Origin of the sequence: Pseudoalteromonas arctica, assembly GCF_012927645.1 — a bacterium.
GTDB lineage: Bacteria > Pseudomonadota > Gammaproteobacteria > Enterobacterales > Alteromonadaceae > Pseudoalteromonas > Pseudoalteromonas arctica_A.
In genome coordinates, this window is sequence record NZ_JABBMT010000006.1 from 49,738 (window position 1) to 62,320 (window position 12,583).

A 12,583-nucleotide genomic window follows, 5' to 3' on the forward strand; every position below is an offset into this window, starting at 1 on the left:
TTAAATGGATGTTTAGACGTCCAAAAGGTTAGAGGATCAAATTTAATAAGTCAAAGCATTTATGCGGTTTTAGCCGCAAGATTAGAAGTAAAAACATTTAAGTTGCTAGATGGCTAAAAAACAAGTATTTGACTATCTTTTTTAACACGATAGAATTTCGCCATCTTTGCGCTGCAAAAGGTCGCGCAAACAATTAACAACCTGAGGCAACGATACATCCTATGGCTAAATGGAATGGTGAATATATTCACCCATACGCAGAACACGGGAAAAAATCAGAACAAGTTAAAAAGATCACCGTTTCGATCCCGCTAAATGTATTAAAAGTTTTGACTGATGAGCGTACTCGTCGTCAAATTAATAATCTTCGCCATGCAACAAATAGCGAATTACTTTGTGAAGCATTTTTACACGCATTTACTGGCCAACCACTGCCAAACGATGAAGATTTACGAAAAGATAATCCAGAGAAAGTGCCTGAAGAAGTGAAAAAAATCATGCTTGAGATGGGTCTTGAAGTACCTGTACTCAACGAAGATTAAGTTATCATTTATATACATTCCTGCTTCAGGAATTGGCTACAAAAAAACCTCAGTAACTTACCTTACTGAGGTTTTTATTATTGTGCCATTACAAATTGCAGCTGAGCAACTACTCCATATAGTTTTCCGGCATATCAATTTGTGCAACACCAGAATCAATTGCCGCTTGCGCTACTGCTTTAGCAATGCGCGGTAATAAACGCGGATCCATCGGTTTTGGAATAATATACTGCGCACCAAATTCAAGTTTCTCAACACCCGCCGCTTTTAGCACTTCCGCAGGTACTGGTTCTTTAGCAATGCTACGAATAGCGTCAACCGCAGCAATTTTCATTTCATCATTAATTTTGCTGGCACGCACATCTAGCGCACCACGGAAAATAAATGGGAAACACAACACGTTGTTCACTTGGTTTGGATAATCTGAACGACCCGTTGCCATGATTAAATCATCGCGAGCACCATGGGCAAGCACTGGAGAGATTTCTGGATCTGGGTTTGAACAGGCAAACACGACAGGTCGATCAGCCATTAGCTTAAGATCGTCAGGAGAAAGTAAATTCGGGCCAGATACACCCACAAATACATCAGCATCAGCAATAACATCTTGCAGTGTGCGCTTATCTGTATTGTTAGCAAATAACTGTTTGTACTCGTTTAAATCATCACGACGAGTATGAATAACGCCTTTACGATCTAACATGTAAATATGTTCACGCAATGCGCCACATTTAATTAATAGCTCCATACACGCAACTGCTGCGGCACCGGCTCCTAAACAAACGATAATCGCATCTTCAATATCTTTACCCTGCACTTCTAGTGCATTGATCATACCAGCGGCCGTTACAATCGCGGTACCGTGTTGATCATCGTGGAACACGGGAATACTACAACGTTCGATCAATGCTTTTTCTATTTCAAAACACTCAGGCGCTTTAATATCTTCTAAATTAATTCCGCCAAACGTATCAGCGATGTTAGCAACTGTATTGATGAAATCTTCGGTGGTATTGTGTTTCACCTCAATATCTATCGAATCTAGACCCGCAAAGCGTTTAAATAATAACGCTTTGCCCTCCATAACAGGCTTTGAAGCCAATGGACCTAAGTTACCTAAACCTAAAATAGCAGTGCCGTTAGTAATAACCGCAACTATATTGCCTTTACCTGTGTATTTGTAGGCATTAGCGGGATCAGCAGCTATTTCACGAACCGGCTCAGCAACACCGGGGCTGTATGCGAGTGCAAGATCCTGTACAGTTTCAGCTGGCTTGGTAAGCTCAACGCTAATTTTTCCTGGAACGGGGTGCGAATGGTAATGTAAAGCTTGTTCACGAAAGTCTGACATAACGCGATTTTATCCTGCAAGTAAGTTAAGTTGAAAGTGAGAGTAAGCAGTTCTTATATCTTATAGGGAACGATACCTATATTATAATTAAATTCAAGCAATATCAGGTCTATCCTGTTATATGCTAGATCCGTTAATTTTATGCGTTTTGTCAGCATTTTTTGCAAAAAAACCTTCAATTCACAGCTATAAAAACGTCACAAAGCATCAAAAAAACCAACTTAAAACACTCATTATGCAACGCTTTAAAGCAACAATCATGGCCTATGACTAAAAACTATCAAAGTAAGACGTTAACAACATTTAACCGCAATAAACCTAATCTTACCGACAAAAACGTTTAATTTATCGCTTTAACGAGAATGACAATATAGTCAACAAATCACTATTTGTCTGTTATTTGCTCGCCATACTGAGTATAAAAGCGGGAAATAGTCACAACATAATGAATGCGTAAAGCTGGAGCACCAGAGCAAGAAATAAAGACTAAAAGGCCGTGTTTTTAATAAATAACAGGCATAAAAAAAGCACCCTAGAGTGCTTTTTCCGACAAAACAACAAGAATTACTTGCTGCTAAGTGAACCGAAACGCTTGTTAAAGCGATCAACACGGCCACCTGTGTCTAAAACTTTTTGCTTACCAGTGTAAAACGGGTGACACGCAGAACATACGTCTAAGTGAATGTCTTTACATAAAGTAGAACGAGTTTCGAATTTATTTCCACATGAACATGATGCTGAAATTACTTCGTACTTAGGGTGAATACCTTCTTTCATAGAAACCTCTAGTTAAGGCCGCATCGCTCTCCAAACCCGAAGTCTGGCACCATACGTCGTTAAAACAAATTATTTAGGACGCGTATTCTAAGCAACAACCCCACTTGCTACAAGCTTTAAATGTCATTTTTGCTAATAAAATGAACAAAAGTTTTCAAGAAGATATTTGCAGGTAGGTTTTCGGCCATAATTTTAGTACATTAACTTCCTTATTCGTTCTTGTTTGGGTTGTTATGAGCTTTGTTGAAGTGGCTATAAAAGTACCGTTGCATCGCACCTTTGATTATCGCATTGCAGAGCAACTCGATGGTTTATCGGTGATGCCTAAAGTCGGTGCACGGGTATGGGTGCCATTTGGTAATCAGCGTAAGGTTGCGGTAGTGCTGGCGCTAAAAACCAGTACCGATGTGCCAATCAATAAACTTAAAACAGTGCTTGAAGTAATTGATGATGAAGCCGTTTTATCAGAACGACATATCGAATTATTGCGTTTTACTGCGCGCTATTATTGCTACCCACTAGGTGAAACAATTCATATAGCTCTGCCTGGCGCGCTGCGTCAAGGACTGTGCCCAGATAAAAGCAGTATTAGTATGGTGACACTAACTGAAAAAGGCGCTAAATTACCGTCTTTAAAAGCAAAGAGCCAACTAAGCTTACTCAAACAGCTGGCTGATTCGGGTAAATCATCACTTACAGAATTAAAAGCGCTAGGATTTAGTAAAAAAACCATCGACAGCTTACTTAACAAAGAGCTGATCAGCCAAACGATTGAACACGACAACCAATGGCAACAACAACCTCCCACCGTGAGCACTAAGCCGACTCTAAATAAAGAGCAAGCAGTTGCCTGTAGTACCATTAATCAAGCGGTCGGTTTCAATAGCTTTTTACTAGAAGGTGTCACTGGCAGTGGTAAAACCGAGGTTTATTTACAGTGCCTTGAAGAGGTTTTAAAACGCGGTGAACAAGCACTCGTACTAGTGCCAGAAATAGGCCTTACGCCACAAACGGTCAATCGGTTTCGGCGGCGCTTTCCTGATACACCGATTATGCTATGGCATTCAGCACTGACCGATAACGAACGCTTACAAACCTGGCGCTTTTGTGAAAAAGCCAGTTGCGCGATTGTGATTGGTACACGTTCGAGTATCTTTTTGCCATTTTTAAAGCTCGGTATGATCATTGTTGATGAAGAGCATGACGGCTCCTTTAAACAACAAGATACCTTACGTTACCATGCCCGTGATTTAGCCGCTTACCGCGCGTTTCAACATAAAATACCACTTATTTTAGGCTCCGCCACTCCTGCCCTTGAGACTTTGCATAAGGCACTTAACAATAAATACCAATTATTAAGTCTCACGCAACGTGCGCAAACCAGTACCAACAATAAATTTCAGCTGATTGATATGAAAGGCCAGCCAGATCAAGCCGGTATAGCTCATGCCAGTCTTGCCACTATTCGCCAGCACTTAAAGCGTGGTAAACAAGTGATGGTATTTTTAAATCGACGCGGCTTTGCACCCACCTTGATTTGCCACGAATGCGGCTGGCTCAGTGAATGTAAACGATGCAGCACCAGTGCGACTTTTCATAAAGCCATTGGTCAAATGATTTGCCACCACTGTGGCGAGCAAGAACACGTGCCACACCAATGTCCTGATTGTGGTAGTACACAAATATTTCCTAACGGCAAAGGCACCGAACAAATAGAAGAGTTTTTAACAACCGAGTTTGCTGATACCCCGATTAGCCGCATTGACCGCGACTCAACGCGTCGTAAAGGCAGTTTAGAAAAAGCCCTAGACGATATAAACCAAGGCGGTGAACGAATTTTAGTTGGCACCCAAATGCTTGCCAAAGGTCACCACTTTGCTGATGTGAGCTTAGTATTGATCCTTGATGTCGACGGCGGCTTGTACTCGTGCGACTTTCGCGCCACAGAGCATTTAGCACAATTGGTTACTCAAGTGGCTGGCCGTGCTGGGCGCAGTGGCGAATCAGGTCAGGTATTATTGCAAACTCACTTTCCTGAGCATCCGTTATTACAAGATTTAGTCAATAATGGTTATCAAGATTTCGCCCGTTTTGCACTACAAGAGCGCGATGACGCACAGCTACCACCTATAACTAATATGGCAATTGTCCGCGCTGAAGGTCACAACATAAAGCAAGTAGTCGATTTTTTAACGGATTTAGTTCCAGTTCAGAGTCTAACTGGTATACAATTGCTAGGGCCGATCCCTGCACCACTTGAGCGAATTGCAGGGAAATATCGTTTTCAATTACATATTCAAGCGCTCGAACGCCCTCTATTACACCAATATCTCGCGCAAATGGTCAACTATTTAAGTACCAGTAAATTAGCGCAAAAGGTACGATGGAGCTTAGATGTAGACCCAATAGATATGATTTAAGGTTAGAAGCCCAATACCACCATGGCACAACACGATTTTATTAATAAAAAACCGGGCAACCGTAATAGCAAAAAAACAGCGCCACCGAAAAAACCATTCCCTGTATTATTAGTGCTGGTTACCGTACTACTCGTTGGCGGTTTTATTTTTGGGTTATGGTATGTCAAAACCAATGCAGATCCAAAGCTGGTTGAACAACAAGCAAACCCAACACCAGCAAAAGTGCAACAAGAGTTACCTAAACCACGCCCTCCTGAATTCATTAAAGAAATCAAAGAGCATGAAATTCAAGTTGAAGTAAGAGAGCTTGAACAAAAAGGCCCTTATGTAATGCAGTGCGGCTCGTTCAGAACCCATGGCCAAGCAGAAACCTTAAAAGCGAAAATCGCATTTGCCGGATTAATCGCCGAAATTCGTGAAACAACAGGCACTAAGGGTGTCTGGTATAAAGTGCGTTTAGGCCCTTATAAAACCAAACGTTTAGCCGAAAGTGATAAAAACAAACTAAAGCGTAGCAAAATAACTGGTTGCGGAATTTGGAATTGGACTTGATTTTAGCCCATTAACCCATATTAACTCATCATCAATCGCTTTTAACGAGCCGCCCCTGCTGGCTCGATGATGAGGAATAACATGACCACTATTGTAAGTGTACGTCGCGGCGATAAAGTCGTCATTGGTGGCGATGGCCAAGTTTCACTTGGTAACACCGTAATGAAGGGCAACGCCCGCAAAGTTCGACGCCTTTATAATGGCAAAGTGATCGCCGGCTTTGCTGGCGGCACTGCTGATGCCTTCACCCTGTTCGAACGTTTTGAAAGCAAGCTTGAAATGCACCAAGGCAACCTAACCAAAGCCGCTGTTGAAATGGCTAAAGATTGGCGTAGCGATCGTGCCTTGCGTAAACTAGAGGCATTGCTTGCCGTCGCCGACTCCACAGCTTCACTGATAATTACTGGTAACGGTGATGTTGTACAGCCTGAAAATGATTTAATTGCCATTGGTAGTGGTGGTAACTTTGCCCAATCAGCAGCAACAGCCCTACTTGAAAACACCGATTTAAGCGCCCACGAAATTGTTGAAAAAAGCCTGACAATTGCCGGCAACATTTGTGTATTCACAAATAACTTCCAAACCATCGAAGAATTATAATAGGAACTGCTATGTCTGCTATGACTCCCAGAGAAATCGTTCATGAACTTGACCTGCATATAATTGGTCAAGCAAAAGCAAAAAAAGCAGTGGCTATTGCTCTTCGTAATCGCTGGCGCCGCATGCAATTAGATGAAGATCTTCGCGCTGAAGTAACGCCGAAAAACATCCTGATGATCGGCCCAACCGGTGTTGGTAAAACTGAAATTGCCCGTCGTTTAGCAAAACTTGCCAACGCGCCTTTCATTAAAGTCGAAGCGACTAAGTTCACTGAAGTGGGCTATGTTGGTAAAGAAGTTGAAACCATCATTCGCGACTTGGTTGATGTATCAATCAAAATGACCCGTGAACAACAAACTAAAAAATTCAAACATCGCGCAGAAGAAGCCGCTGAAGAGCGTATTTTAGATGCGCTACTGCCACCAGCTAAAGATTCGTCTGGTGAAAGCCAACGCGATGAAGGCTCTTCAACACGTCAGATTTTCCGTAAAAAATTACGTGAAGGTCAATTAGACGATAAAGAAATAGATATTGATTTAGCCCAAGCACAACCAAATGTTGAGATCATGGCACCACCTGGTATGGAAGAAATGACCAACCAGCTGCAAGGCATGTTCCAAAATATGGCGGGTGACAAACGCACTAAACGCAAACTTAAAATTAAAGAAGCGTTTAAATTATTGGTTGAAGAAGAAGCTTCTAAGTTAGTCAACCCTGAAGAGCTAAAAGAGCAAGCAATCTTCGCAGCCGAACAAAACGGTATTGTGTTTATCGACGAGATAGACAAAATCTGTAAGCGCGGTGAATCATCAGGTCCAGACGTAAGCCGTGAAGGCGTACAGCGTGACTTACTGCCACTGATTGAAGGCTCAACCGTGAGTACTAAGCATGGCATGGTGAAAACTGACCATATGTTGTTTATTGCCTCTGGCGCATTCCAAATGGCAAAGCCTTCAGACATGATCCCTGAGTTACAAGGGCGCCTACCTATTCGTGTAGAACTTGAAGCGCTCACTGCTGATGACTTTAAACGCATTCTAACCGAGCCGCACGCTTCATTGACTGAGCAACAACATGCACTACTTAAAACAGAGCAAGTAAGTGTAGAGTTTAGCGATGACGCCATCGAGCGCATTGCCAAAGCAGCATGGCAAGTAAATGAGAAAACCGAAAACATCGGTGCTCGTCGCCTACATACGGTAATGGAAAAACTAATGGAAGAAATTTCCTATGGTGCATCAGAGCAAGCTGGCACCAGTTTAGTCATTGATGCCGCCTATGTTGAGCAGCATTTAGGTGCACTGGTTGAAGATGAAGACCTAAGTCGCTTTATTCTTTAATTTTAAAACTAGGATCTAGGGCCTAGGTTCTAGGTTCTAGGTTCTAGGTTCTAGGTTCTAGGTTAATCACAAAGGCATAACAATGAAACAAGTGATCAAGGTACATCACCATACCGTTAGTAAAACCCTTGATGTTTATTTTGACGATGACAGCCATTGCACCTTTAGCTGTGAGTTTCTACGTGTTCATTCACCGTCTGCCGAAGTACAAGGCCACGGCAACGAACCAATGAAATTGGTACTTGGTAAATCGCAAGTCAGCATCAAAAACATCGAGCCAGTCGGCCACTACGCACTGCGTTTAAACTTTGACGATGGCCACAACAGCGGTTTATTTAGCTGGGCATATTTCACCCACCTACAAGCCCAACATGATGATTTATGGCAAACCTACCAACAACGCATCGCAGAACATCAAGCCAATAAAGACAGCGTACCGATTAAATTCGTCCCGTAATTAGTTAACGAGCGTAAAAAATAACTCCCTCACTTTTGCTATATCGGTTCACGTGGTGGGGCTGATAGTGTATTACTTTTCTCTTTGCGAAGAATGTCAATAATACGGTTATAAATAACCAAAGTAGTCAATTCCGTTTCATCACTTACAGTATTCACAAACTGAACTACCACAGTATCAATATTGTCATGATAACGCGCGATACTTTGATAGCCTAAAACCCAACCTTTGTGGTCATATACATAAATTTCGGAGTAAATATCTTGTTCATTACCAGAAAAAACACTGCCATCATTTAAAGCTCTCACGAATCGCCCTACATCTTCAGCAGTGGCGAGCATGCCAAAATCAATGCTTTTTAAATCCGCCTCTACTCCCACATAGTATCCACTCATCACATCATCTATATTCACTTCACTAAGAGAACTATATGTATTATTTAAACCAAGTGGCATTAATATAGCTTCTTTTATGTATTGTTGATGTGGATAACCCAATGCTTTATCAATAATTTCTCCAATAAAAAAATAGTTTGTGTTTGAATAACTATATTCTTCGTCAGGCTCGAAATCCGCAGGTAAGTCTAATATCAAATCTAACCATGCTTGGCTTGTTTCTGGCGGGTTATCCCATTTAAAGTTGGGCTGATCTGTTAGGTTAGGTAAACCGCTTCTATGTTGTAGCATCTGTTTTAGGGTAATCTTATCTGCGTATTCAATTCTTCCAAGTAATTCAGGGAAATAACCCCCTAATGTATCATCTAACGATAATTCGTGATTACTCACTAATTTTGCCGTCGCAACCGCAAGGTAAAGCTTACTAATACTCGCAATTTTAAATAAAGCCTGAGGATCAGCTGGGATTTTACTGCCTCTATCTTTCCAGCCTGCAGTGTAAAGCTCACTCTCCTGCCCCGCAGTTTCAACATAAACAATTATCCCGTCTAGGCCATAACCTATTGCATCATCAACTTGTTCTTGAACACTATTTGGCAGAGGCATAATCCAAGCCTTAATTCCTTGCCAAGGTGGAAAAATCACCAGACTAGTAATTACTATTGGAATCGTAATTACTCTAAGTAGCTTAGTTAATGTTTTTTTATTCATTATGGTTACCAATTTAATCGCTTAGTAATGTTCTGTTAGATTATTTAAGCATATAAATACTACGTGCCAAGTTGCCCTCATTTACTTCTCATACCCTGCTCTTTGTGCAAAAAAAATTTAGTGAGTTATTCACAAAGAGGTTAAGAGAGACTGCGCTTTAGAGGAATATAAGCAAATGCCGTGCTAATAACGCAAGGGTTATTACGTAGTGATCCTTATATGTATTTGCCGTAAGTTACATGCTTAACAGCCACACCGACAGACTAAGTAAACGAATTTATTTATTGATTTAAAGCTGGCTGTCAATTTATAAAAATGGTGGTTAATAATGTTATCAGGAAAAATTAGGAGCCTACTACTCATCAAAACAGGACTAAGTTTAACTTTTAGCAGTGTCTATAAATCACTCATAGTAGACCCTCAGTTAAAATATAAATCTCCTAGTCAAAACCATAAAAAATATAACCAAGTAGAATTTATAAACCCTGAGTTAAATCTTGCGCCAATGTAGCTGTTGGCTTTTCAATTACACGCACTAGCTCTTTACCATTTTGCTTAACAATAAAAGTAGGGGTGTATTGTAAGTCGTTAGCCTGTGCAATACCTGCATCGTCTTGCTTGTTATAGCCAACAGCCACGTATTCAATGCTTGCAAGTTTTACTTTAGACTCTTCAAGTAACTTAATTAGTTTTGGTACTTCGCGCTGACTGTCGTGGCACCACGTGCCAAACAATACAATAAGCTCTTTTCCTGCTAATTTTTGCATTAGCGCTATATCTTGCGTCGTTGGCGTAAACGCCTGGTATTGTTCGTTAAATTTACTGTGTTCACTCAGCAGTGCATCCGCTGTAATACCGCCAGAAAACGGTGCCGTATCAGCGCAGGCTATCACTGGCATTCCTAAAGCGAATAATAAAATTAATTTTTTAAACATAAGGTTACTTTTTTAAAAGGAGTAATGTGACGACTATACCCAATATTGCGCAGTGAGTGAATAGAGCGGTAGTTAATTTTCTTTATCCATGAAGAAGTTCACTTGTGATAAATTAATTAAATATTCACGCCTTACATTTTTATCTGCTGCCAGCTTATCTAAATCACCAATTAGTGTTATTAGCTTGCTATGATGCTTTAAAAAATCCGTTGATTTTGAATCTTAGCCTACCGAACCCCATAAGTTTTGATGTAATTCCTGTGTTTTATGCCATTGTTTAACTGCTAACCACTCAACTAATGGTTGTGGATCACTTGGGAAATTAATCTGTTTTTGTGAGCTGCTATTGAGCCAATCATCCAACGCATTGGGGTTTAAATAATTCATTACATGCGCGGCTTTCATTGCTAATAATGTTTGTGCATTCGCGTCTTGTTCAAACTGCCCTGACAATGGTTTTAATAATAGTTTTTTACCTAATTTTAGTGCTTCGCTAGAGAGCTCAAAACCTGCATTTGCGATCACGCCACTGGTATTAGCTAAATCATTTAAAAAGCCGTCGCGCGAAGGGGCTCGTAGATGAATATTCGCGATTGAACTATTTTGTGCGTGCGGATGGTAACAATAAAATTCTTTTTCAGGGAACTCTTGTAAGTAATCAATCACACTTCGCAGTTCTTCAAAAGGTAAATATACCAATACTTTATTATCAATATTGACTGGATTATCATGCCGATGATTAGCAATAAAAGGAGGAATGATATTTTGTGCAAATGGCTGCCAATGCACGCCTAAATAGGTATCTGCAGGTGCATAATATTTTATCAATGAGCGGCGCAGCAAACTATGGCCAAACATTGGTACTTTGGGTGATAAAAATGCGGCTTGATGGCTCATACCTATTACTGGTACTTCTTGGCGTTTTGCTGCCCATGCGGTGATCGGTTCAAAGTCATTAAACACAAAATCATAACCCGATACATCTAACTGTTTAATGTCTTTTAGTAATCTACAAATACGGCTATTTTTCACTGTTTGGTAACTATTTACTTGGCCATTTTGAGTAGTAAAAGATAACCCCCGAAAGCTGCGATAATTAGCAAACTCATCCATATCAAAGTAATTCTGCTGGGCTCGCCCTGAAAACACATAATCTACAGCAATCCCCATTTTTTTGAACGCACTCGCCATCACCCGGGCTCGAGTTATATGACCATTACCAGTCCCTTGAATGCCATAAAGTATTTTCATAAAGTAGCCACTATCAAGATTGCCAATAAACCACAACTCCCCCCCATCAATGCACCAAGTACTACATCAACAGGAAAATGTACCCCAAGTAACACGCGCGATGCTGCAACCCCTGTTGCCCACAAAAAACATAGCTCTGCAAAGTGCGGGAAATACTGCGCTAAGATAACGGCCACTAGAAATGCGCCAGCACTGTGCCCAGACGGTAAACTAAATTTATCACTAGGCGTAATGTAAGCGCTTTTTACTAAACAATCACATGGCCGAATTCTGGCAAAACTATTTTTAGCCACGTAATAAATGGGTCGCTCAATTAAAAAGCCCAGCAATAGAGTCATCGCCATAAGCCGTAATTCAGCTTCACTGCTAAGCCAGCCAAAACCAACAGCGATTAATACATACAGCCCTCCATTGCCTGTTTTTGAGAAACCTAAAGCTGAATTTTTTAACCACCTTGGGGCATTGCCATTAAATAGCATCAAAAACAAACTTTGATCCAATTGGACAACTTTTTTTAGCATGTTGTTCTCACTCATCACTTGCTCCTTTAATTGTGCAAACTCTGTACACAATTTCAGCTTAGGCGGTGAAAATAACAATTGAGTGACGCTTTTAAGACACTAATATTGCTTTTCCTGTTTTAGCACAATAATTGTTTAAAAAGAGTGCAATTTACTGTTATTAAGTCGTTGTTATTGCATTTAAGAAAGGTATACTGAACATCAGCTCACGTATCTTTAGAAAGGATAGAAAAATGGATTACAGCACTTCAGATTTATGCGATCACTTTGTCGATGTGGTCGATGTGCTCGAACCTATGTTTATTAACTTTGGTGGTCGTCACAACTTTAGTGGCCGTATTAAAACCGTTAAATGTTTTGAAAATAATGAACTGATCCGCGACATACTCTCTCAAGACGGCGAAGAATGTGTATTATTAATAGATGGTGGTGGTTCAACTCGTCGCGCATTAATCGATATCGAGCTTGCTGAACTCGCTGTTGAAAATAACTGGCAAGGCATTGTGGTATACGGTGCAGTACGTCATGTTGATGAACTTGAAGAACTTGATTTAGGTATTCAAGCAATTGCTTCTATCCCTGTTGCAGCAGACAGCACTGGTGCTGGTGAAGATGGCATTGGCGTTAACTTCGCTGGGGTATCATTCTTTGATGACGACTTTATCTATGCAGATAGCACCGGTATTGTATTATCTGGTGAAGAACTTGAACTGGAAGTCGTAGAAGAATAA

General features: G+C 40.8%; 13 protein-coding genes. 7 read left to right on the top strand and 6 right to left on the bottom strand.

The annotated features are described in order from the left end of the window. Positions 1-221 precede the first annotated feature (221 nt). Positions 222-542: a met regulon transcriptional regulator MetJ gene (gene metJ, locus HHO47_RS05630; protein WP_016709540.1), complete on the top strand. Its 321-nt coding sequence runs from the start codon at positions 222-224 to the stop codon at positions 540-542. A 109-nt stretch (positions 543-651) separates the two neighbouring features. On the opposite strand, the gene HHO47_RS05635 is transcribed toward metJ, so the two are convergent. Then, positions 652-1,893: a malic enzyme-like NAD(P)-binding protein gene (locus HHO47_RS05635; RefSeq protein ID WP_169019403.1), complete on the bottom strand. Its 1,242-nt coding sequence runs from the start codon at positions 1,891-1,893 to the stop codon at positions 652-654. Positions 1,894-2,457: 564 nt separating this feature from the next. Next, a complete protein-coding gene (rpmE, locus tag HHO47_RS05640; protein ID WP_145238505.1) occupies positions 2,458-2,670 on the bottom strand; it encodes a 50S ribosomal protein L31 in 213 nt (70 codons plus the stop codon). A 233-nt stretch (positions 2,671-2,903) separates the two neighbouring features. Between rpmE and priA the strand changes: the two genes are divergently transcribed. The 5 genes from priA to HHO47_RS05665 all read left to right on the top strand — a co-directional run bounded on the left by priA (position 2,904) and on the right by HHO47_RS05665 (position 8,039). Then, positions 2,904-5,090, top strand: coding sequence for a primosomal protein N' (priA, locus tag HHO47_RS05645; protein ID WP_169019404.1), 2,187 nt, complete (start codon positions 2,904-2,906; stop codon positions 5,088-5,090). 21 nt (positions 5,091-5,111) lie between these two features. After that, positions 5,112-5,642 carry an SPOR domain-containing protein gene (locus HHO47_RS05650; protein WP_169019405.1) on the top strand — a complete coding sequence of 177 codons (531 nt, stop codon included), beginning with the start codon at positions 5,112-5,114 and terminating at the stop codon, positions 5,640-5,642. Between the two features lie 81 nt (positions 5,643-5,723). After that, the gene (hslV, locus tag HHO47_RS05655) at positions 5,724-6,242 is read left to right on the top strand and encodes an ATP-dependent protease subunit HslV (protein WP_054204888.1); all 519 of its coding nucleotides are present in this window, start codon (positions 5,724-5,726) and stop codon (positions 6,240-6,242) included. A gap of 11 nt (positions 6,243-6,253) precedes the next feature. Then, positions 6,254-7,582, top strand: a complete 1,329-nt coding sequence (gene hslU, locus HHO47_RS05660; RefSeq protein ID WP_169019406.1) for an HslU--HslV peptidase ATPase subunit — start codon at positions 6,254-6,256, stop codon at positions 7,580-7,582. 82 nt (positions 7,583-7,664) lie between these two features. Further along, a complete protein-coding gene (locus HHO47_RS05665; RefSeq protein WP_169019407.1) occupies positions 7,665-8,039 on the top strand; it encodes a gamma-butyrobetaine hydroxylase-like domain-containing protein in 375 nt (124 codons plus the stop codon). A 38-nt stretch (positions 8,040-8,077) separates the two neighbouring features. Here HHO47_RS05665 and HHO47_RS05670 read toward each other — a convergent pair whose 3' ends face one another. From HHO47_RS05670 to HHO47_RS05685, 4 genes are all read right to left on the bottom strand, one after another. Continuing rightward, positions 8,078-9,145 carry a serine hydrolase domain-containing protein gene (locus HHO47_RS05670; RefSeq protein WP_169019408.1) on the bottom strand — a complete coding sequence of 356 codons (1,068 nt, stop codon included), beginning with the start codon at positions 9,143-9,145 and terminating at the stop codon, positions 8,078-8,080. A 476-nt stretch (positions 9,146-9,621) separates the two neighbouring features. Continuing rightward, positions 9,622-10,080 (bottom strand): thioredoxin family protein, encoded by a 459-nt coding sequence (locus tag HHO47_RS05675; protein ID WP_169019409.1) that lies wholly within the window; start codon positions 10,078-10,080, stop codon positions 9,622-9,624. A gap of 222 nt (positions 10,081-10,302) precedes the next feature. Beyond that, complete coding sequence (locus HHO47_RS05680) at positions 10,303-11,331, bottom strand: MJ1255/VC2487 family glycosyltransferase (protein WP_169019410.1); 1,029 nt, start codon at positions 11,329-11,331, stop codon at positions 10,303-10,305. Beyond that, positions 11,328-11,867 carry a phosphatase PAP2 family protein gene (locus HHO47_RS05685; protein ID WP_211183622.1) on the bottom strand — a complete coding sequence of 180 codons (540 nt, stop codon included), beginning with the start codon at positions 11,865-11,867 and terminating at the stop codon, positions 11,328-11,330. The genes HHO47_RS05680 and HHO47_RS05685 overlap by 4 nt, the downstream gene beginning before the upstream one ends. Before the next feature lie 218 nt (positions 11,868-12,085). Here HHO47_RS05685 and rraA point away from each other — a divergent pair, with 218 nt between their 5' ends. Further along, on the top strand, positions 12,086-12,583 hold the full coding sequence (rraA, locus tag HHO47_RS05690; protein WP_169019411.1) for a ribonuclease E activity regulator RraA: 498 nt from the start codon (positions 12,086-12,088) through the stop codon (positions 12,581-12,583).